Annotated in this window: 19 protein-coding genes; 4 read left to right on the top strand and 15 right to left on the bottom strand. The window is 34.9% G+C overall.

Going from position 1 to position 21,230, the window contains the following annotated elements; translation table 11 throughout:
* Positions 1-337 precede the first annotated feature (337 nt).
* Positions 338-1,762, bottom strand: a complete 1,425-nt coding sequence (mnmE, locus tag JMA43_RS12605; RefSeq protein ID WP_342157001.1) for a tRNA uridine-5-carboxymethylaminomethyl(34) synthesis GTPase MnmE — start codon at positions 1,760-1,762, stop codon at positions 338-340.
* Positions 1,763-1,922: 160 nt separating this feature from the next.
* Between mnmE and JMA43_RS12600 the strand changes: the two genes are divergently transcribed.
* The 3 genes from JMA43_RS12600 (at position 1,923) to JMA43_RS12590 (ending at position 3,799) form a co-directional block, all read left to right on the top strand.
* Positions 1,923-2,411 (top strand): Dps family protein, encoded by a 489-nt coding sequence (locus JMA43_RS12600; protein ID WP_342157000.1) that lies wholly within the window; start codon positions 1,923-1,925, stop codon positions 2,409-2,411.
* Between the two features lie 47 nt (positions 2,412-2,458).
* Positions 2,459-3,376 (top strand): mechanosensitive ion channel family protein, encoded by a 918-nt coding sequence (locus JMA43_RS12595; protein ID WP_342156999.1) that lies wholly within the window; start codon positions 2,459-2,461, stop codon positions 3,374-3,376.
* A gap of 81 nt (positions 3,377-3,457) precedes the next feature.
* Positions 3,458-3,799, top strand: a complete 342-nt coding sequence (locus JMA43_RS12590) for a DUF4870 domain-containing protein (protein WP_342156998.1) — start codon at positions 3,458-3,460, stop codon at positions 3,797-3,799.
* Positions 3,800-3,891: 92 nt separating this feature from the next.
* On the opposite strand, the gene dnaN is transcribed toward JMA43_RS12590, so the two are convergent.
* From dnaN to JMA43_RS12570, 4 genes are all read right to left on the bottom strand, one after another.
* The gene (gene dnaN, locus JMA43_RS12585) at positions 3,892-5,010 is read right to left on the bottom strand and encodes a DNA polymerase III subunit beta (RefSeq protein ID WP_342156997.1); all 1,119 of its coding nucleotides are present in this window, start codon (positions 5,008-5,010) and stop codon (positions 3,892-3,894) included.
* Positions 5,011-5,082: 72 nt separating this feature from the next.
* Positions 5,083-6,744 (bottom strand): gliding motility-associated ABC transporter substrate-binding protein GldG, encoded by a 1,662-nt coding sequence (gene gldG, locus JMA43_RS12580; protein ID WP_342156996.1) that lies wholly within the window; start codon positions 6,742-6,744, stop codon positions 5,083-5,085.
* A gap of 1 nt (position 6,745) precedes the next feature.
* Positions 6,746-7,444, bottom strand: coding sequence for a gliding motility-associated ABC transporter permease subunit GldF (gene gldF / locus JMA43_RS12575; protein ID WP_342156995.1), 699 nt, complete (start codon positions 7,442-7,444; stop codon positions 6,746-6,748).
* Positions 7,445-7,514: 70 nt separating this feature from the next.
* Positions 7,515-8,342, bottom strand: coding sequence for an SAM hydrolase/SAM-dependent halogenase family protein (locus JMA43_RS12570; protein ID WP_342156994.1), 828 nt, complete (start codon positions 8,340-8,342; stop codon positions 7,515-7,517).
* Positions 8,343-8,531: 189 nt separating this feature from the next.
* Here JMA43_RS12570 and JMA43_RS12565 point away from each other — a divergent pair, with 189 nt between their 5' ends.
* Entirely contained in the window at positions 8,532-9,488 is a 957-nt protein-coding gene (locus JMA43_RS12565; protein ID WP_342156993.1) for a PhoH family protein, read from the top strand.
* A gap of 338 nt (positions 9,489-9,826) precedes the next feature.
* Here JMA43_RS12565 and JMA43_RS12560 read toward each other — a convergent pair whose 3' ends face one another.
* The 10 genes from JMA43_RS12560 to JMA43_RS12515 form a co-directional block, all read right to left on the bottom strand.
* Complete coding sequence (locus JMA43_RS12560; RefSeq protein ID WP_342156992.1) at positions 9,827-10,816, bottom strand: Gfo/Idh/MocA family protein; 990 nt, start codon at positions 10,814-10,816, stop codon at positions 9,827-9,829.
* Positions 10,800-12,527 carry a sodium:solute symporter family transporter gene (locus tag JMA43_RS12555; RefSeq protein ID WP_342156991.1) on the bottom strand — a complete coding sequence of 576 codons (1,728 nt, stop codon included), beginning with the start codon at positions 12,525-12,527 and terminating at the stop codon, positions 10,800-10,802. Before JMA43_RS12555 ends, JMA43_RS12560 begins: the two co-directional genes overlap by 17 nt.
* 107 nt (positions 12,528-12,634) lie before the next feature.
* Positions 12,635-15,166 (bottom strand): PIG-L family deacetylase, encoded by a 2,532-nt coding sequence (locus JMA43_RS12550; RefSeq protein ID WP_342156990.1) that lies wholly within the window; start codon positions 15,164-15,166, stop codon positions 12,635-12,637.
* A gap of 64 nt (positions 15,167-15,230) precedes the next feature.
* Positions 15,231-17,600 carry a prolyl oligopeptidase family serine peptidase gene (locus JMA43_RS12545; RefSeq protein WP_342156989.1) on the bottom strand — a complete coding sequence of 790 codons (2,370 nt, stop codon included), beginning with the start codon at positions 17,598-17,600 and terminating at the stop codon, positions 15,231-15,233.
* A 212-nt stretch (positions 17,601-17,812) separates the two neighbouring features.
* Entirely contained in the window at positions 17,813-18,070 is a 258-nt protein-coding gene (locus JMA43_RS12540) for a Txe/YoeB family addiction module toxin (protein ID WP_342157030.1), read from the bottom strand.
* A 4-nt stretch (positions 18,071-18,074) separates the two neighbouring features.
* The gene (locus tag JMA43_RS12535) at positions 18,075-18,329 is read right to left on the bottom strand and encodes a type II toxin-antitoxin system Phd/YefM family antitoxin (RefSeq protein WP_342156987.1); all 255 of its coding nucleotides are present in this window, start codon (positions 18,327-18,329) and stop codon (positions 18,075-18,077) included.
* A gap of 225 nt (positions 18,330-18,554) precedes the next feature.
* On the bottom strand, positions 18,555-19,094 hold the full coding sequence (locus tag JMA43_RS12530) for a mechanosensitive ion channel domain-containing protein (protein WP_342156986.1): 540 nt from the start codon (positions 19,092-19,094) through the stop codon (positions 18,555-18,557).
* Between the two features lie 80 nt (positions 19,095-19,174).
* Positions 19,175-19,768, bottom strand: coding sequence for a Maf family nucleotide pyrophosphatase (locus JMA43_RS12525; protein ID WP_342156985.1), 594 nt, complete (start codon positions 19,766-19,768; stop codon positions 19,175-19,177).
* 51 nt (positions 19,769-19,819) lie between these two features.
* Positions 19,820-20,350 carry a KdsC family phosphatase gene (locus JMA43_RS12520; protein ID WP_342156984.1) on the bottom strand — a complete coding sequence of 177 codons (531 nt, stop codon included), beginning with the start codon at positions 20,348-20,350 and terminating at the stop codon, positions 19,820-19,822.
* Entirely contained in the window at positions 20,331-21,098 is a 768-nt protein-coding gene (locus tag JMA43_RS12515) for a Rossmann-like and DUF2520 domain-containing protein (RefSeq protein ID WP_342156983.1), read from the bottom strand. The genes JMA43_RS12520 and JMA43_RS12515 overlap by 20 nt, the downstream gene beginning before the upstream one ends.
* Positions 21,099-21,230: the final 132 nt, after the last annotated feature.

Below are 21,230 nucleotides of genomic sequence, written 5' to 3'. Positions count from 1 at the left end.
CTGGAGTTACACTTGTGAGAGCAGTATTTGGTAGTCAGAGTTCGAGCAACAAACTTGTTTTTACAATAAACGCAAGTCTTTTCTATTTCCACATTACTACTCATAATTTGAAATAGAATGAATAGTTATGAAATATTGAGACATAGTATGACATAATTTCGCCAAATCAGTAATTTTTTGTTGCACTTTTGATACATGAAAATTTAATGCAACAGATTTGCAACAAAATTAAGTAAAATAAGCGTATAATAAAAACAGGATAAAGAAAAGATTAAAACCATAACTAATTGATTTTATTAGGCTTTAGTTTACTTTGCTTGGTTGTTGTTTTACTAATCTACTTTCCAATACAAAAGTTAGCAAAGATGTTTCCAAGCAGGTCATCGGTGGTAATCTCTCCAGTGATTTCTCCAAAATGGTGTAGCGCTTGGCGAATGTCGATAGCTAGTAAATCGCTAGAAATCCCCATTGCCATTCCGTCTTGAACTCTGTTAATTTCTTCCAATGCTTTAAGTAAAGAGTCGTAGTGTCGCGCATTGGTAATAATGGTTTCATTATTTCGCAACGCCCCGGTATTCACAAACTCTAGTAAAATAGATTTTAATTCTTCAACACCATCGCCAGCTTTTGCAGTTATTAATATGGCCTTTGTTTTGGCATTTGTAAGTGCAATGTCATTTATTTCCGTAGCGATAAACTGTTGCAATTCTTCCGAAATTTGGTCTTTTTTATTGGCAATGATTACCAATGGTTTCTGCGGAAACTTATTCTTTATTTTTTCTAATGCAATTCGCGTTTCTTTAATGCTATTTTTATCGGTAGTGAGTTTGGTACTATCTATTAAGTAAACCACAACTTGCGCTTGTTCAATTTTCTCGAAAGTCTTTTTAATCCCGATACTTTCAACCACATCTTTAGTATCTCTAATTCCTGCAGTGTCTATAAATCGAAAACCAATTCCTCCAATACTAATTTCATCTTCAATAGTATCGCGCGTAGTACCAGCAATATCACTTACAATGGCACGTTCTTCGTTTAAAAGAGCGTTTAAAAGTGTCGATTTTCCAACATTTGGTTCGCCCACAATGGCAATCGGAATTCCATTTTTAATAACATTTCCAACCGCGAAAGAGTCGATTAATCGTTTTAAAACGGTTTGTATTTTGTGGAGTAGGGCGTTAAATTGTGTACGGTCGGCAAACTCAACATCTTCTTCAGCAAAGTCAAGTTCCAATTCTATCAACGAGGCAAAATTCAGTAGTTCTTCTCTTAACTTTTTTATTTCGCTACTAAAGCCACCACGCATTTGTTGCATGGCAATTTGGTGACTCGCTTCATTGTCCGAAGCAATTAAATCGGCAACCGCTTCAGCCTGACTCAAATCTAATTTTCCGTTTAAAAAGGCGCGCATGGTAAACTCTCCAGCATCGGCAGTTCTGCATCCTTTTCTTAAAAATAATTGTATAATTTCTTGCTGAATAAACGCAGAACCATGACACGAAATTTCAATTACGTTTTCGCCAGTGTACGAATTTGGACCTTTAAAAACAGAGATTAATACTTCATCTAAAATTTTTTCTCCATCAACAATATGTCCTAAATGAATGGTGTGCGATTTTTGCGTTGCTAAGGTTTTATCTTTAATAGATTTAAACTGTGCATCGGCAATTGAAATAGCGTCTTTTCCAGAAATTCTAATAACTGCAATAGCTCCAGCTCCAGCAGGAGTGGCCAAAGCAATAATAGTATCATGAATATTCATACATAGAAATTTGTGCAAAAATACAAATACTATACGAAGTTACATTGTAAAAAAATACTTATTAATTTGAATAAAAATGCAAGTTAAATCTTGTTAAAATAAAATTTTCAAAGCTTCAATTTTGTAACTTTAGGTAGAAATAAAAACCAAAAAATATATCATGAAGAATTATTTGAATTTAGATGCCGATAAAACAAAAGAAACTGTAACTGAATTAAACGTATTATTGGCAGATTATCATTTATATTATCAAAAACTTAGAAATTTTCACTGGAATATCTTCGGAAAAAACTTTTTCGATTTACACGAAAAGTTTGAAGAATTGTACGATGATGCAAAATTAAAAATCGATGAAATTGCAGAGCGTATTTTAACGTTAAGACATCAGCCGGTAAGTAACTTTTCAGACTATTTGAAGCTTACCAGTGTAAAAGAATCGTCTAGCGACCATACAGATGTTGAGATGATTGAAATTCTGTTGGAAGACCACGGAATTATTTTAACGCAAATGCGCAAAGTTGTAGAAACTGCCGATAACGGTGGTGATGAAGGTACAATTGACTTGATTGGAGCTTACATCCGAGAGTTAGAAAAAACTTCATGGATGCTCGACGCATGGCGAATGAAAACGAGTGCAAGCTTGAAATAATACAAAAACATATTATATTGCCACGTATCACAATTTAAAATAGTTAAATGAAAAAACGCTTAGAAACTGCGTGGGATAAAATGACCGAACAGTTAGGCTCATGGCTAGACACTCTAGTAATGAGCCTTCCTAATATTATACTAGCTATATTGGTATTTGCGGGGTCTTTTTTCGTCTCACGATATGTAAATAATTTAATGTTGAAGATTCTTGCAAAATCTAAAATGCAAGGAACTGTAAAAAAAGTCACCGCACGATTAATTTCGATTACCGTTATTCTCGCAGGGTTATTTTTAGCACTTGGTATTTTAAACTTAAACAAAGTGCTTACTTCACTATTGGCTGGGGCAGGAGTTGCTGGTTTGGCTGTTGGTTTGGCATTGCAGGGAACTTTGGCAAATACCTTTTCTGGAATTGTACTTTCGTTTGTAAAGTATATTCAGATGGGCGATTGGATTGAAAGTAACGGCTATGCAGGAGAGGTGATAGATATTGATTTACGTACCGTAACCATCAAGCAGGCAGACAATAATATTGTTTCCATTCCGAATAAAATGGTAATTGAAAATCCATTAAAAAACTACGCCATTACAACAAAATCTCGGGTGATGCTTACCTGCGGAATTACATACGATGCCGATTTAGAATTTGTAGAAAATTTGGTGAAAGAAACTGTAGCCGAAACGTTTAAAGAGGTGAAAAATCAAGATGACGTAATTTTCTTTTATACTGAATTTGCCGATAGTTCTATTAATTTTGAAGTGCGCTTTTGGATGGATTCCACTTCGGCATTACAAATTTTACGAACCAAAAGTACAGCGATTATAGCTATTAAGAAAGCCTTTGATGCTAACGGAATTACAATTCCATTTCCTATTCGTACCATCGACTTTTCAAATCAATTGGGAGTTAAAAGTATTTCTGATGCTAAAAACTCAGAAGGAAATACAGCTCACGAGGATTAATTCTTTCAGAAAAAGAATAGGTTGCTGTAACATTTTATAAATTGAGTCGTCTTTTAAGTATAAACCATCAATCTAGAAATTATGCAACGAACAGACAATCAATTATTAGTCATTACACATTTAAGTCAGTTATTAGATTATGTAACTGGTTTTGGCGGACTCATAGTGCCTTTGGTATTATGGCTTTCAAACAAAGAATCTGTAATAAACATGGATACACACGGAAAGTCTATTTTAAACTTTCAACTAAGTATTATTATTTATTCTTTGATTAGTATTCCACTTATTTTCTTCTTCGGATTAGGAATTATAACACTTATCGCAATTGGAATTATAGCTTTTGTATTTCCTATTGTAAATGCAATTAGAGTAAGTAATGGAGATGAAGTCAATTATCCGCTAAGTTTACAACTTATCAAGTAGAAAGTTATTTCAGAAAAAGCAATAAAAAACCCCATACTAAATTAACACACAATTTAGATGGGGTAATTAATATAAGTAGTTTGTTGCTTGTTTTAGTTATTAAGCATTACAGGCATTACGAGCATTGTTACATGTTCACCTTCATCCAACCCGTCGATTGGCGTTAAAATACCTGCTCTGTTTGGCAAACTCATTTCCAGAGAAACATTGTCTGAAGTTAGGTTGTTAAGCATTTCATTTAAAAACCTAGAGTTAAAACCAATTTCCATATCGTCTCCTTGATAGTCGCAAGTTAAACGCTCTTCCGCTTTGTTGCTATAATCAACATCTTCCGCAGAAATATTTAACTCGGCACCAGCAATTTTTAAACGAATTTGGTGTGTTGTTTTGTTTGAGAAAATCGAAACCCTTCTTACAGAACCGAAAAATTGAGAACGGTCTATCGTTAATTTGTTAGGATTTTCTTTTGGAATTACAGCCTCATAATTTGGGTATTTCCCGTCGATAAGTCTACAAACCAATTCAATATTGTCGAAAGTAAATTTTGCGTTACTCTCGTTATAATCAATAGTTACATCGCTTTCGCTTCCTGCTAAAATTCCTTTTAAAAGATTTAAAGGTTTTTTAGGCATGATAAATTCTGCTACTTGAGAAGCTGTAACATCATGACGTTGATATTTTACAAGTTTATGCGCATCGGTAGCTACAAACGTTAAGTTTTCTGGAGAAAACTGAAAAAACACACCACTCATTACAGGGCGTAAATCGTCGTTACCAGAGGCAAAAATAGTTTTGCTAATAGCAGTTGCTAAAATATCTCCTAAGATAGTGGTAGAGCTAGCGTCTGCCAATTCAACAGAGTTTGGAAATTCAGCACCATCAGCGTATGCCAACGCATATTTACCGTGGTTAGAGCTAATTTCTATTGTATTGTTTCCTTCAACTACAAATGTAAGTGGTTGCTCAGGAAAAGTTTTCAAAGTGTCTAAAAGTAGTTTTGCAGGTACAGCAATACTTCCTTCAGAATCCGAATCAACTTCTAAAACGGCACTCATAGTTGTTTCCAAATCGGAAGCAGAAACCGTAAGTTGATTTTGTTTTAATTCAAATAAAAAGTTATCGAGTATAGGCAAAGTGTTACTGTTGTTAATAACGCCACCCAATACTTGAAGTTGTTTTAATAAATATGAACTTGATACTATAAATTTCATTGAATTCTCAGTTTTCTAACACTTACAAATATATCTTAATTGATGTTTTTTATAAAAATAACTTATTAACAGTTAAAGCGTATATTTTTTCTTTTTAAAGTAGGCAAAGCAAACACCAAACACGATGATTAAAATTACGGGAAACGCTATGTTTACTAGCTTCCAAAAGGTTTTTTCTTGATATACTTTTTCTTTATTTAAAAATGCTAGCGACACATCTTTTGCGCGAATGTTTATAAGTCCGTTTTCATCCAAAAGGTAATTAACGCTATTTATCAAGAAATCTTTATTTCCGTAAACTTGTTTTGTCCATTTGTCAACCCCGTTTATCAAAGGTTTTTTATTTACATAATTGTAATTTACCACATCGCCATCGGCAATAACAATCATTTTATTTACTGAAGTAGCTTCGTCTTTATTTTTGCTGAAGGGAAACGGTTTTACTCTGTTTTTAAAAGCTGAAGTAAAGTTTCCTTCCAAAAGCACACCAACTGTTTTATTCCCCTCGTTAAAAGAAGCAATATCTTGTTGGGTGTCAAATTCGTCTAAACTGTATGTTCGCGGAACGCCTACTTCTTTAGATTGTGGCGAACTTTCAAGCAAAACTGTTTTTTTAATTTCGTTTGGGAGTGTATCAATAACATTGGCAAATTCCATTTTCACCACATTAATTCCTTTGTTAATAGGGTGATTGTCGGGAGAAGCAACCATGGGCGAGTAAAACCAATTTATCGGAATTTCTCCGTTGGCATCGGTAACAGTTACAGGTGTTGAAATTAAATCTTGCAACATCGATTTTTTAACACGAACACCATAACGAAAAAGCATATCGTCTATGTTTAATTCGAGTGGGTAGGCAAAAGACGAGAAATTTTCGTTTTGCAAACTATCCAAATCGGCCACTACTTGGTCGAGCATCCAAAGGGTTTTTCCGCCGTTTACAATGTATTGGTCTAAGATATATTTTTCGTTTTCCGAAAAAGCTTCTGTGGGTTTGGCTATGATGGTAGCATCAAAACGATTTAAATTTTCGAGGACTTTTTCAGGATTGTTTTTAAGCGAATCGAGGTTAAATTCACCTAACTGATAATAGTTTTTTAGGGTGATTAAAAAATCAATTAAATATTTATCTTGAATTTCTCCATTCCCTTTTAAAACTGCAATTTTATTTTTATCGGTAATGGTTAGTTGTTTAAAAGCATCGGCAAAAGCATATTCTAACTGTTGCACCGAATTGTTAATGCGTTGCTCGCTATTGGCGCCCAATTTGTTGTGAAGCAAAGATACTTTTACGGTTTTTTCGCCCATATTTACAAGCGCCCACGGAAATACAACTTCACGCGACATGCTATTTCCTTGCTCGATAGTTACCGAAGCAGGGGTTAGGCCGAGTTCTTGTAATGCTTGTATGTTTTGCTCCTTCGAATTGTTATTGTCTAACGGATCGATAAAATTTACCTGAATGTTGCTATTTACCTGCTCGAATTCTTCCAAAAGTTGTTTTGTTTCAGTCTGAATGCGTTTAAATTCCGTAGGAAGATTTCCCGCCAAAAGCACATCAATTATAATAGCTTGGTTGGTGGTAACTGTTTCCTTTGAGGCTTCCGAAAGTGTATAACGTTTGTTTTTCGTGAGGTCGAAACGCAATACCATAAACGAAGTAACGTAGTTAATTCCGAATAATATCAGAAAACAAACAACAATTTTTATAGTGGTATTTTTTAGTGCTTTCAAGTTATTTCAGTTTAAAAATTGTTAGAATTAAAAAGAAAGTACTTACACTTAAAAAGAAAATAATATCTCGAACATCAATAACTCCACGACTAATACTTTCGAAATGATATTTTAAGCTGAAAACTTCGAGGAATGTGGCGCTTTCGATACCTGAAAATCCGTAGTAAGCAATAAAACAGATGAAAACAGCACCGATAAAAGCGATAATTTGATTATCGGTTAAAGACGATGTAAATATGCCAATAGCTGTATAAGCCGAAGTTAAAAATAAAAGTCCGAAGTAAGAACCAATAATACTTCCTAAATCGATATTTCCAACAGGATTGGCAAGTTGCCAAAGTGTAAAAACGTATAATAGTGTTGGAATAAGCGCTAGAAGCATTAATATAAAAGTTCCAAAAAACTTACCGAGTACAATTTGAGTTTTAGTAATGGGGCGTGTTAAGAGGAGTTCCAATGTTCCTGTTTTCTTTTCTTCTGAAAAACTTTTCATGGTAACGGCTGGAGTCAAGAAAATTAGAATCCAAGGCGCCAATTGAAAAAACGGATGTAAATCGGCAAATCCACTTTCAAGAATATTGAAATCGCCATTAAAAACCCATAAAAACAAACCGTTTAAAACTAAAAACAACCCAATAACCAAATAGGCGATAGGGGTTGAAAAAAAACTACTTATTTCTCTTTTTATAATTGCTGTCACGTATGTTTTTTGTTTTTATATAAGTTTAATCTCTAGTGTCTCATTCCCTAATCCCATTTCCCTTTTGCATCTATATAAAACTAACTTTAATCGTATCTCTATATGTTAATCCTAAAAGGGTAGAAGCGCCACCAACCGTATCGAGATTACTGCGGTATAATGCAATTTCGATTAAACCAGCAGAGTTAAAAATCGCCAGTTTTTCACCATCTTTATTCGTTACACTTTCAGCATCAAAATTAATACAATCGCTGTATTTCGAATAAATTTTAGAAAACTTATGGTTACGAGCCCAAAGTTCGAAATCGCGACCTCTTTTGTAGCGTTCAAAAATTTGTTTCGATATATTGGTAATCACATTTCCGTAGTTATCAACATAAATTACAGTACCTATAATTTGGTTTTCTTCGTTGTTAACAATTGGCGAAAGTCCTTTTAACATTTTTAATTCGCTAATAGGCTTTCCGATAACTTCAAGAGTTCCGCCCCTAGAGATGTGTCCTGCTACTTTTACAAAAACGTCAAGTACAGGGAAAACACTTTCAATACGGTCGTGAATATTAATTTCGACCATTTTTTCGGGGTTTATTTCACTAGCCAATAAAGAGAGAATTCCGTTATCGGCGCCAATAAAATAATGACCGTCAATTTTAACCGCTACGTGTTTGTTGATGGGGGTTAACTCAGAATCTACACCAATAATATGTACAGAACCTTTTGGGAAGGTTTTGTAGGCATTTTTTAAAATGTAGGAGGCCTCAACAATGTTAAACGGACTAATTAAATGAGAGATATCAACAATTGTAGCATTTTCAATTTCACTATAAATAAACCCTTTTATGGCGCCTACAAAGTGATCCCGCTCACCAAAATCTGTAGTTAAAGTTATTATAGCCATTTATAAAAATGTTGATATTTTTTTAATTTAAGAAAGTGTTTTTTTCCTTAAGTTTGTTAGAAATGGTAACAAAAATAGGTTTAAAAAAATGTTTAGCACAAACCTACTAAAAAGTAATAGATTTTCCATTTTTATGCGTACTTTTTATACGACTATATTTTAGCTGAATACTCACTTAAAATTTTGCTTTTGAACGAACTTATCATCGAACTTACAGAAATCAATCCGAAAGACTTTTTTGGACCTAGCAATGTAAACATTGAATTATTAAAGAAGTATTATCCGAAATTGAAACTCGTTGCCAGAGGAAATAAAATTAAAGCTTTTGGTGATGAAGAACTTTTGGAAGAATTTGATAAAAGACTAGACATGCTGGTCTCTCACTTTGGGAAATACAACAAACTCGATGAGAATACCATAGAGCGTATTTTAACTAGCGATAGCGGACAAGAAGAAATTGATGCCAAAATAAATGGCGAAATTCTATTGCACGGTGTTAACGGACGTTTGATAAAAGCGCAAACAGCAAACCAACAGCGTTTAGTAGAGTTGATGAAGAAAAACGATATGGTTTTTGCTATTGGTCCTGCAGGAACAGGAAAAACGTATACAGGTGTTGCATTGGCAGTAAAAGCGTTGAAAGAAAAGCAAGTACGTCGTATTATTTTAACCCGTCCAGCGGTAGAAGCAGGGGAGAGTCTTGGGTTTCTTCCGGGCGATTTAAAAGAAAAACTCGACCCATACATGCAACCACTTTATGATGCTTTACGCGATATGATTCCTGCGGAAAAATTAGCAAATTACATAGAAACTGGAGTGATACAAATTGCGCCAATGGCTTTTATGCGTGGGCGTACGTTAGATAATGCGTTTGTAATTTTGGATGAAGCTCAAAATACAACACATGCGCAAATGAAAATGTTTTTAACCAGAATGGGGAAAAACGCAAAGTTTATCATAACTGGAGACCCTGGACAGATAGATTTACCGCGTCGTGTTACATCAGGGTTAAAAGAAGCGATTTTAGTGCTGAAAGATGTACAAGGAATTGGGATTTTATATTTAGATGATAAAGATGTAATTCGCCACAGATTGGTAAAAGAAATTATTGCTTCTTACAAGAAAATAGAACACACCAACGCGTAAGGTTTTGTTGTTTTGTTGAAACGTTAAAGTGTGGAATTGTTTAACTGTTATAGTCCTCTCGACTTCGCTCGAGGTGACAGAACTTTGTATAGGAATACAGACAGTAATTTAATCTTTTAATTCTTAAATCATTCAATCTTTTTAATTTTTTAATCTTTGAATCTTTGAATCAATTAGTTTAGACCTCTCGACTCCGCCTGTCTACCGACAAAGGCAAGCTCGAGGTGACAGAGTTTAATCTTTTAATAATTCAATTATTCAATCTTTAAATAGTATTTTCAACTACCAACTACCAACTACCAACTACCAACTACCAACTACCAACTACCAACTACCAACTAATAACAATAACTAAGTCCGATTTCTTCTTTGACTTTATCAATAGTTTCCATGAGCGAATGACTAAACTGATGCGTCATAATATCACTTTCAGTTTTTCCCATTTGCACCAAATTATTGAAATGAGCAATTTCAAAACTGTAGCCTTCGGTAGTAACACCAAAGTCTTTAACGGTTTGTTTTCCGTTTAAATCGGTTAGTGTAACGGGGGTAGGTTTATGAAATTTAGTATGTAGCTGTATGGTTCCTTTTTCGCAATGTATTGTTGCTTCCGTAGGCGTTGTTTCTAAGAGAGTAGAGTAGAGTTTGGCTGTAACACCATCGGGATATGTAAATTCCATAGAACAAGACGAATCGGCTCCTGTTTCAAAAAAAGTTGCTTTTGCATTTATTTTTTCTGGTTTGCCTAAAATAGAGAGCGCACAAAAAATAGGGTAAATTCCAATGTCTAATAAACTTCCACCTCCCAATTGTTTGTCAAACAACCTTGAGTTGGGGTTGTATGTTGGTTGAAATCCAAAATCGACTTCCAAAGCTGTTACTTTTCCAAAAGTTCCTTCCTGAATAAACTCAAGCACAAATTGGTAATGTGGTAAAAAATAAGTCCACAAAGCTTCCATTAAAAGTACATTTTCTTGCTTTGCCGTTTGTATCATCAAATCTACATCGGCACTATTTAGCGCCAATGGTTTTTCGCACAATACTGCTTTTTTATGCTGAAGACAATCAATTGTATAAGTTTTATGAAACGTGTGTGGTGTGGCTATGTATATGGCGTCAACCTGTGGGTCGGTAATTAAATCTAAGTAATTTCCGTAGGCAACTTTTGCATTGTACTGTTCTTTAAAAGCGGTAGCCTTTTCCAAAGTTCTGGAGGCAACGGCATACAATTCGGCTTCTTTTACGGTTAGTAAATCTTTTGCAAATTTATGAGCAATATGTCCTGGGGCTAAAATTCCCCATTTTACCTTTTTATTTCTTGAGCGCATGCGGTGTTCTGTTAATAAGTTCAATAAGCAACGCGATACAAATAACTAGCGCACATCCTATAAAATTAAGCCATAGGTAACCTAGCTTTTCGTTTCCTGCTTCGTATTGATGAATGGCAAAATAATAAATTAAAATCACCGCAATTTGAGTGATTATCGCACTGATAAAAACAGCATTTCCACGGATGAATTTGATAAAGAATGCAATTAAAAAGATTCCGAGTACATTTCCGTAGAAAATAGAACCGATAATGTTTACAAGCTGAATTAAATTATCGAGTAGCGATGCAAAATTTGCAAATAAAATAGCGATAATTCCCCAAGCAAATGTAAACCACTGCGATGCTTTTAAGTAATACTTTTCATCGCGTGTTGTTTTTTGTTTTCTTCGGAAGATATCAATGGTGGTAATAGTTCCTAAAGCATTCAATTCTGAAGCCGTAGAAGACATTGCTGCCGAAAAAATTACTGCCAGGAGCAAGCCCATTAATCCCGTTGGAATATTATTCAGAATAAAATGAATAAACACATAATCTTTATCATTGGTTTCGAGGTCTTCATCAACTTTTTGAATGAGTTTTTTGGCTTCTTGTCTACTTTTTATTTCTTGTTGATTGATGTTTTGAATGTTCTTTTTGGCCGACATAATCAGTTCGTAATCCTTTACATCTAAGGCAGCAGAGTATCTATCTTGTGCAATTTTCTTTTCTTTTTCTAGCTGAAGATGACTTTCTTCTAAAGATTTATACGCTTCGGCATAATCAGATTGTTCGACGGCCTCGACAGCAGCAGGATTAAAATTTAATGGAGAATGATTGTATTGGTAATACACAAAAACCATAACCCCAACCAATAAAATAAAAAACTGCATTGGAACTTTAAAAAGTCCGTTAAAGATAAGTCCTAACTGACTTTCCCTAACAGATTTTCCCGACAAATAGCGTTGCACCTGACTTTGGTCGGTACCAAAGTAGGAGAGTGCTAAAAACAATCCGCCTGTAATCCCGCTCCAAAAGGTATATCGACTTTTTGGATTTAATGAAAAATCTAAAATGTTTAATTTATCGTTGGCGCCAGCAATTTTTAATGCTTTTCCAAAAGTTATATCGTCTGGAAGGTAGCTCATTACCAAATAAAATGCTGTAAACATTCCAGTCATAATTACAAACATTTGCTGCTTTTGGGTAACGCTTACCGCTTTTGTACCTCCAGAAACGGTGTAAATGATAACCAATATCCCAATGACAATATTGAGAGTTTTTGTTTCCCAACCAAGTACTGCCGATAAAATAATTGAAGGCGCATAAATGGTAATCCCTGCAGCTAATCCGCGTTGAATTAAAAACAATATAGCTGCTAGCGAGCGTGTTTTGGCATCAAAGCGAGTCTCTAAAAATTCGTAAGCAGTGTAAACATTTAATTTATGGTAAATTGGGACAAAAACAATGCAAATAATAACCATAGCGAGCGGGAGCCCGAAGTAAAATTGCACAAAGCCCATTCCGTCGTGAAAAGCTTGCCCAGGTGTCGATAAAAACGTTATGGCACTGGCTTGAGTTGCCATTACCGATAAACCAACGGTATACCATTTGGCTTCTTTTCCTCCCAGAATATAGTCGGATACATTTTGACTTCCTTTTGTTTTTAAATACCCATAACCAACTATAAAAAGTAGGGTGCCAATAAGTACAATCCAATCAATTACTTCCATAGGTTATCGGTTTGAAATCATGATTAGATAAAAAATAAAAATGTAAATCATGTTCATAATCAACACAATTGTGTACGCTCTTTTCCATTCAAATTTACCTTGCATTTTTATCCTTTTATGGGCGTTATGTTGGTGTCACTTTCTTTTCCTACCGAAAGCATATTGGCAAATATTTTGTAAGCTCCAGGAACTCCAGCAGGAAGTTCTCTAAAAAAGCTTAATCCAGAGTAAATATAGTAACCTTTTCCGTAGGGCGCAATGAGTAAACTTCCGTCTTTTTTGCTTTCGCCTTTATCGTGCATCGACAAAACAGCGGTAAATTCATCTCCCCATTGGTTCGGGAAGTACAATCCGCGTTCTTGAACCCAACCATCAAAATCGGATGCTGAAATTTTGTTTGGCGTGTTTAATAACGGATTTTCAGGTGCATTAAAACTCACTTCAGCATGTTCATCGGTAACACGGTCTCTCGAAACTTCCAACAAATAAGGTGCCAAATGCTCCATTTTGAACCCGCTTCTGCTAGCAGTATTGTATTGTACAATCAAATTTCCGCCGTTTTTTACATAATCTAATAAAATAGGTTGTTTAAACTGAAGTGATTCATGGATGTTGTAGGCACGAATCCCCATTACCACAGCATCAAAATTTGCTAAATAACTACTGCTGATGCTCTCTGGCTGAATAACAGTTACCTTGTAGCCAATTTGACGTAAACTTTCTGGCACTTCGTCGCCTGCACCAGCAACATATGCAATGTTTTCTCCGTTTTTCTGAATATCCAAACGTACCGCTTTAAAACTTGCAGGAAGTAAAACCGATTGCGTAGGAATGTGGTCGTAAGCAATGGTAACGAGTTCTTTATCAAAAACCTTATTTCCTATTGTTACCGTAGGGGTTAGCGTTGCTTGATTTTCTTCGGAAGGTGGAGCGACCGTGAAAAACACAGTTTTAGTATCACCTTTCTTTTCAATGGAAAAATCGATTTCCTTCGGAAGAATATTCCAGTTTTTAGGAGCGTTTAAATGAATGCTTCCTGAAATATTATTTGTCCCTGCCGTGATTGTAACAGGAATTTCCTTGGCATTTTCTTCAGAAAAAATAACCACTTTATTGGCAACCGCGGTTGAAACTTTTGGTAGAATTTCAAAAGGTTGGTACAATTCGCCTTTATCGGGTTTAGAATATTTGTAAACAATATCTTTTTCAAACGGAATTACAACGCCTTCAATTGTGGTATAAAAAGTAGCCTTCACCAAACGCGGTGTTTCTGGCTTGCCTCTTAACAATTGTGGTGCCTTGTACATACCCAAACTTCCTTCTTCTTTTAGCCAATATGGAGCCGTATAGTTGCTGTTTTCAGGAATTGTAATCGAAATACTTTCTTTTAAAAACTCATTATTGTTAAGTTTTTTCTGAATATTTTCGGTTGATTTTACAGGCTGAACTTCAATTTTATCAAGTGAAATCACTGCATTCGAACGATTTAAAACAGAAGTTTCAATGGTAACTTGCTCTCCAGGAACCGCAGAAGCTTGTGTGGTTGTAGCTTCAATGAAAAGTCCGCTACAGGCTTCAATAATTTTTTTGATTTCTTCGGATTTTACAGCGCGCCAGTATGCATCATCTAACTTTTCAATCAACTGATAAGCTTTAACCAACTGCGGAAGGTGCTCCGATGGATTTTTAAAATTGAAGTTTGTTTCTACTTCATTTAAAATTTCACCAATTTCGACACCATCTTCAACACGTGTCCACGTAGTGTTTATGCCATCAAAGATGTTATTTTTATCCGCAGGAAGACTTCCTTTTAATAATTCGATGTATTCCATTTCCGAACCACGTGCCGAAATACCTCCAAACCCTTGACTTAAATGTTGGCTACGAGCAATGGATGCTATTTCGTTATTGCTTTGTCCGCGTGTAGGGTAGTAGGTACCAATGTCAACGCCCAACATTTTTGACTTATCGGCATTTTCAAATTTTTCTTGACTTCCATAAAACCACCACGAGGTATTAAAAAATAAGCGTGTAGGTTGCCAAACATCGGTGTATTGCAATTGTTGCGGATAGCTGTTTTTATTACCAACCAAATCAAAAGCTTCAACACTTAGCATCGCCGACGAAGTGTGATGGCCATGAGTAGTTCCAGGACTTCTGTGGTCAAACCGATTGACAATTACATCGGGTTTAAAATTTCGAATAACCCAAACAACATCAGCAAGGACTTCTTCTTTGTTCCAAATTTCTAAAGTCTCGTCAGGATGTTTTGAAAACCCAAAGTCGTTGGCACGCGAGAAAAACTGCTCGCCGCCATCTACACGTCTTGCAGCCAGAAGTTCTTGTGTTCTTAAAACTCCTAAAAGCTCTCTTAATTCGGCACCGATTAAATTTTGTCCGCCATCACCTCGTGTTAGTGATAAATAGGCTGTTCGGGCTTTTACTTCATTTGAGAGATACGAAATTAAACGTGTATTCTCATCGTCTGGATGTGCTGCAATATATAGTGCTGTACCCAAAAAGTTTAGCTTTTGTACCGCCTCATAGATATCCGTACTAGCATACGTTTTAGGTTTTTGAGAAAAGGTCGAAAATGTACATACCAATCCAATAAAAAGAAAGGTTACTATTTTTTGCATGCTTTGTGTTTTAGGTATAAAATCAAATATAAAAATAATTGTTGGTAGCTCGAGTGGGCAACTGCTAATTGTTTAGTAAACTTTTGTTAAACAATTTATAGATGCGCAAGTATTCGTCTGTCCAACTACTCGGTTTTGTAAATCCATGTCTTTCGACAGGATATACAGCCATTTCCCAATTTGTTTTCCCGAGTTCAATAAGACGTTGAGATAGCCGAACCATGTCTTGGAAATGAACATTGTCGTCTACCATTCCGTGTAAAATAAGCAAATCGCCTTTTAAACCATCAGCAAAATAAATAGGCGAACTTCTTCGGTATGCCAAACTATCGGTAGCAGGAGTGTTTAAAATGCGTGCGGTATAACCATGGTTGTAAGCTGCCCAATCTCCAACCGAACGAATAGCTGCACCAGCTTTAAAAGTTTCAGCTTCGTTAAACATTGCCATAAGCGTAATAAAACCACCATAAGAACCTCCGTAAATTCCAATTTTTTCTTTATCAATTCCGAGTGTATTCACCATAAAATTAGCACCATCCACTTGGTCACTTAAATCTTTTCCACCCATGTGTCGATATATGCCTGTACGCCAATCGGCACCATAGCCTGCGCTTCCTCGGTAATCGATATCTAAAACGGTATAACCATTATCCACTAAAAAGTTGTGAAACATGTACTCTCTAAAATACGAACTCCACCATTTATGCGCATTTTGTAAATATCCAGCGCCATGAACAAAAATTATTGCGGCGTTGTTTTTCACATCGGTATTTGGTTGGTACAAACGCGCATGCACTTCGGCGCCATCAGAGGCTTTAAAAGTGATGTTTTCTGGAGCTTTCCAAGCGTAAGTATTAAAAGCTTTGGTGGTAGAATGTGTAAGTAGCTTAGCCTTTGAATTTTGATTAAATACAGGATTTTCTTGAATAAACAACTCGGTTGGTTTGTTAGAATACGAGTATAGAATTGCCATTAACTTTTCGTCTGGCGATAGTACTACGTCGTTTCTTCCAGACATTTCTGTAAGCTGTTCAAACTTTCCGCCTTGGAGTGGCATTCTGTAAAATTGTCGGTCTCCAGGATGGTTTTTATTTGCAGAAAAATACCAATGTTTTTTATCAGAAGAAATTTGTGGGTCGTAAATTTCGAATGCTCCCGATGTTAACGCTTTTTGCTTTTTAGAATTTACATTGAGCGTATACAAATGAGAATATCCACTTTCTTCCGATTGAAACCAAATGCTTTTTTGGTCGGGCATCCAACCGAGGTCGCCACCTCTATATCCACCAATTCCTGGGCCTGCAATCCACGCTTTGTTGTGTTGATGATTTAAGTTTGTTACCGTACCATCTTCAGTATTTAAAAGCACAATCCAACGGTCTTTGTAATCGTTGGCGATAATATCTAAAACTGCTTTTGTTCCATCTGAATTCCAATTAGGACCACTAATATATCCAATTCGGTTTTCGTTTTCATAAGGCTTGTCTGGGTAATCTTTGGTGTACTCAGGTATATAATCAAGTCCTTCTAGATTGTCGAGTGCGACAGGATAATTCTTTCTAGTTTTGGTGTCGTATACAAAAAGTTCGTACGTATCTGGTGTGTTTCCTACTTTAGAACGGGTGTGTTGGTCTTCGGTATAACCCGATTCGGTAACAAAATGAGGTGTAATAGTTCCTTTATTGTCTTCTCTTTTTACTGTTAAATAGGTTACAAACCTTCCGTCGGGACTTATTTGTTGATTGAAAATTAATTTCCCATCAGTATAAATTGGTAGCGGATTTAACAATGATTCTTTTTCTTCAAAAATTTCAGCTTGTTCTTCTTTCGCTTTGCGTTCTTTTAAAACATCAAAAAGCGCAATTTGGTCTTGATACAACCATTCATCTTTCGTATCTCTTTTAACTTCTTTTGGTGCTTTTTTTTCTGAAAAATCAGTAATTTGTTTGGTTGTTCCAGTGGCAATATCCCAAGTGTAGATGTTTTTATCTTTTACGAAAGCAATTTTTTGTTCGTTTTGCGTAAAGTGTGCATTACTCTCGCGTTCTTGTGTTTGCGTAATTTGTATAATTTTCCCTGAAGGAATATCAGCTAAAAATAAATCGCCGTGTTTAGTGTATATTTTTTTAGTGCGATTGCTGTTGAAAGTTCCGTAAGCAGACGGTAAATGATAGGCATCTATAAACGAAACTTTTTTTATTTCTTCGGAAGAAACAGCGTAGCTATAAAGCGAATCACTAAACGCATTTTCTGGATTCCAATCGAAGTAGATTGTTTTCCCATCTAACGACCAATACGCATTGGAGGGTAAGTTTCCAACAAAATCATCGCCCTGCATAATTTGCGGAATACTAAGTGGTGATTGATTGTTTTGTTGTGCAAAAGTGCTTAAACAAGTAAGGAGTAGGAGGTTTAGGAGTATTGTTTTTTTCATGTATGATGAGTAAATAGGTTGAGAAAAATCAAATATAACGAATTGTGTTTCTTCGTGAAAAAACTTTTATTCACTATACAATGTTGATAGTATTTCTGAAGTTAGTCAATTACCTAGGAGTATACTCTTCAGAAAAAATAGAAATGTTGGTGCAATTCAAATTTTAGAAGAAGTAAAATTTACATTACTTGTTTATTTTTAAGGATAGTATTTTAGTCGTAATGAAACCTGCATTTTGCAATTAAGATTTCCCCTTCTTTGTATTGATATATCAATCTATGTTCACTATCAATTCGTCTAGACCAGAATCCTGCGTACTTATGTTTTAAAGCTTCTGGTTTTCCAATTCCGTCAAAAGGGTTACGGGCTATATCTTTTAAAAGTTCATTGATTTTTTTCAATTTCCTTTTATCTATTTTCTGCCAGTACAGATAATCCTCCCAAGACTCATCTACAAAAACATATTTCATAGTTTTAGTCTTCGATAAGGTCTTTAGCGAAAGATTCTCCTTTTTTGAGTTTTTCGATGGCAGCATCTAACCTCATTTCATTTTTCCTTGAGGAAAGTTCATGGTTTGTAGCCATTAATGAATTGTATTCTTGTAATGACATTACCACTATTCCTGAATCTTTACCTCGATTGATAATTAAGGTTTCAAAGTTTTTTACGACTCTATCCAGATAAGTTTTGATATCTTTTCTAAAGTCGGATACAGTTGTAATTTGCATAATAAATGTATTTTATGATGTACAAATATATGTACATTTTTTGATGTGTGCAATTTTTTATTGCTACTAATACTTTTGATTAAGTGTTAGTTACAGTAGAATTTTACAATTTATATACTGAATAATATAATTGATAGAATTTCTGAAGTTAGTCAATTACCTAGAAGTATATTCTTCAGAAAAAATAGAAGTGTTGGTCAATTCAAACTTTAGAAGAAGTCAAACTTATAGTGTACTTGTACCTTCGTCTTCTCTTTGAGGTTTGTCGATTACAACAATTCCTTTTTGAAGCATTAAACTGTTTGGATAGGTAATAAGTTCGCCGTCGTCGGTACGAAGGTGTAAATGAAATGCTTTTATGTCTTCAATAATTGCTTCTGAAGGGAAGTCTTTATCCTGAATACGGATGCGGTCGCCAATTTTAAAAGGAAATGAAAAGAACAAAATTATCCCTGCAGTTACATTGCTCAAAATAGACCAAGAAGCAAAAAAGGCAACTCCAATAACAGCAAAAGCAGAGGAGAAGAGTAGCCCTAAATCTTCAAAATCGACACCCCATAAAAAGCTAATTGCAATGGCGCCGATAGTGAAAATAAAAACGTTGAAATATTTTAAAATAAGAAGAGTTCTATTTCTGTCGATATCACCAATTTTACCAACTTTTTTAACTGTTTTAAACAATAAAAAACGAATTAAAAATAAAATGGCAATCGCGATTAGCGTTTTTATAATTTCTTCTCTGTAAATACTGATATATTCTGTCATAAAAAATTTACATATTTAAAAAAACAAAGATAAGATACTTCCAAATGGAATTTACCAGAAGCGAAACTATTATGATAAAATTAGGATTCGATGATGGAGTTTAAAGTGCGATACACTTCAAAAACAGGCATGCCCACAACGTTAAAATAAGAGCCTTCAATTTTTTCAATACCAATTTGTCCAATCCATTCTTGAATTCCATAGGCACCAGCTTTGTCGTAGGGTTTAAAGTTGGTAACGTAATAGTCTATTTCTTCGTTGGTAAGCTCTTTAAAAAATACTTTTGTAGTGTGGTTTATAGTTTTTTCGAGCTTGGTTGTTGTAAAGCAAACAGAACTAACCACTTCGTGCATTTTTCCAGACTGAGACTTTAACATTGCAATAGCTTCCTCCTTGTTTTTAGGTTTCCCTAACGCTTGTTCGTTATGCCAAACAATAGTGTCTGAAGTAACTAAAATATCATTTTCTTTGAGTTCTTCTTTGTGCGGTAGCGCTTTTAGTTGCGCTAAATAATCGGAGATTTCGTATTTGTATAAACGCTCTGGGTAAACTTCATCTACCTCTTTTAAACGGATTTCAAATTCCAATCCTAAATCTTTAAAAAACTGTTGTCTTCTTGGAGAACCAGAAGCTAAAATAAGGTTGTAATTTTTAAGTTTTTCGTTTAAAATCATGGTGTATGTTTGGTTTTATTACGATTTAAAAACTAAAATTTAGTTACTGTATCAATCATAGTTGGCGTCAAAGCTATCGTTCCATTTTCCTTGAACTTTAAGAACTTGTTCGATTACATCACGAACACAACCTTTTCCACCTTGTTTGTGAGAAATATACTTCGATATTTCTTTAATTTCAGCAACAGCATCATTTGGGCAACAAGGCATTCCAACCATTTTCATAACATGGTAATCTGGGATATCATCGCCCATATATAATGCATTTTCAGCTTTAATATTATAAATATCAAAATACTCGTCGAGGGTGTCAATTTTGTTATGAACTCCCAAATGGATGTCGGTGATTCCTAATCCGCGTAGTCGGGCGCGAACGCCTTCGTTATTTCCGCCAGAAATTATACACACATTATAGCCTTTGTTTAAAGCCGTTTTTAGTGCATAACCGTCTTTTACATTCATGCTTCGTAATAATTGTCCGTCGGTTGTAATGGTAATGGTTCCGTCGGTTAAAACGCCATCAACATCAAAAATAAAAGTGGTAATATGCTCGAGGTATTCTTTATAACTTTTCTCTTCCATGCGTTTTGATAATAACTTTTGTTATGAGTTTGTAAATATCTTTAAAATCTTCGTTTTTTAATAATTTTAAGTGCGAATTAATCGTTGCCGTGTCTTCTCTTTTTGCAGGTCCTGTTTGCGCTTCTAGCGGTGTGAGTGTTTTTATTTTTTCTGAAGTTTCACTAATAAGTGGCTGTAAAATTTCAAAAGGAATTTTGTTTTCTTCACATATTTCACTCCCAATTTGATATAGTTGATTCACAAAATTATTTACAAAAACAGCTCCAACATGCAATGTTTTTCGTTGTTCTGAAGTAATAGTGTAAACATGTTGACTTATAGCTTCAGCAAGGGTTTGTAATGTTTTTAAGTCGGCTTCATTTTCAGCTTCAATACAAATAGGAATCTTGCTAAAGTTTACTTCTTTTTCTTTTGAAAATGATTGTAGCGGGTAAAATACACCGCGTCTGTTTTTATCAGCTAAAGTAAGCATAGGTACATTTCCAGAAGTGTGCACCACCAGTTTGTTTGTTAACGGCAGACTTCTTGAAAAATCAGCAATTGCATCGTCTTTAATGGCAATAATGTAAACATCGGCAGGCTTTAATTGCTCTAAATTATTAGTGATTTCGGTGTGTTTTTGAAAGTTTTCAATAGTAGATAGGTTTCTGTTGTAGCACTGAACAACTGTTGTAGTTGGAGTTTTGGAGAACACCTCCAAAAGATGCTGAGCTACATTTCCGCCACCAAGAAGTACAATTTTTAACATCTTGCTAAAATACACAATTGAAAGCGATTTTAATAACGGAATTTTCTAAAATATAGAAGCATTTAACCCTGTTGATTTACGGAAAGAAACGTTGGTTAAGAAAATGCTTTTTTAACGTAAAAAATAATAAAA

Source organism: Joostella sp. CR20 (assembly GCF_038433465.1).
GTDB lineage: Bacteria > Bacteroidota > Bacteroidia > Flavobacteriales > Flavobacteriaceae > Galbibacter.
This window is presented reverse-complemented; position numbering and strand designations above follow the sequence as displayed.

Excerpts from the sequence above, each read along its gene's own strand:
- mnmE (WP_342157001.1), bottom strand. The coding sequence starts at position 1,762 with ATGAATATTCATGATACTATTATTGCTTTGGCCACTCCTGCTGGAGCT.
- JMA43_RS12600 (WP_342157000.1), top strand. The coding sequence starts at position 1,923 with ATGAAGAATTATTTGAATTTAGATGCCGATAAAACAAAAGAAACTGTA.
- JMA43_RS12595 (WP_342156999.1), top strand. The coding sequence starts at position 2,459 with ATGAAAAAACGCTTAGAAACTGCGTGGGATAAAATGACCGAACAGTTA.
- JMA43_RS12590 (WP_342156998.1), top strand. The coding sequence starts at position 3,458 with ATGCAACGAACAGACAATCAATTATTAGTCATTACACATTTAAGTCAG.
- dnaN (WP_342156997.1), bottom strand. The coding sequence starts at position 5,010 with ATGAAATTTATAGTATCAAGTTCATATTTATTAAAACAACTTCAAGTA.
- JMA43_RS12570 (WP_342156994.1), bottom strand. The coding sequence starts at position 8,342 with ATGGCTATAATAACTTTAACTACAGATTTTGGTGAGCGGGATCACTTT.
- JMA43_RS12560 (WP_342156992.1), bottom strand. The coding sequence starts at position 10,816 with ATGCGCTCAAGAAATAAAAAGGTAAAATGGGGAATTTTAGCCCCAGGA.
- JMA43_RS12555 (WP_342156991.1), bottom strand. The coding sequence starts at position 12,527 with ATGGAAGTAATTGATTGGATTGTACTTATTGGCACCCTACTTTTTATA.
- JMA43_RS12550 (WP_342156990.1), bottom strand. The coding sequence starts at position 15,166 with ATGCAAAAAATAGTAACCTTTCTTTTTATTGGATTGGTATGTACATTT.
- JMA43_RS12545 (WP_342156989.1), bottom strand. The coding sequence starts at position 17,600 with ATGAAAAAAACAATACTCCTAAACCTCCTACTCCTTACTTGTTTAAGC.
- JMA43_RS12540 (WP_342157030.1), bottom strand. The coding sequence starts at position 18,070 with ATGAAATATGTTTTTGTAGATGAGTCTTGGGAGGATTATCTGTACTGG.
- JMA43_RS12535 (WP_342156987.1), bottom strand. The coding sequence starts at position 18,329 with ATGCAAATTACAACTGTATCCGACTTTAGAAAAGATATCAAAACTTAT.
- JMA43_RS12530 (WP_342156986.1), bottom strand. The coding sequence starts at position 19,094 with ATGACAGAATATATCAGTATTTACAGAGAAGAAATTATAAAAACGCTA.
- JMA43_RS12525 (WP_342156985.1), bottom strand. The coding sequence starts at position 19,768 with ATGATTTTAAACGAAAAACTTAAAAATTACAACCTTATTTTAGCTTCT.
- JMA43_RS12520 (WP_342156984.1), bottom strand. The coding sequence starts at position 20,350 with ATGGAAGAGAAAAGTTATAAAGAATACCTCGAGCATATTACCACTTTT.
- JMA43_RS12515 (WP_342156983.1), bottom strand. The coding sequence starts at position 21,098 with ATGTTAAAAATTGTACTTCTTGGTGGCGGAAATGTAGCTCAGCATCTT.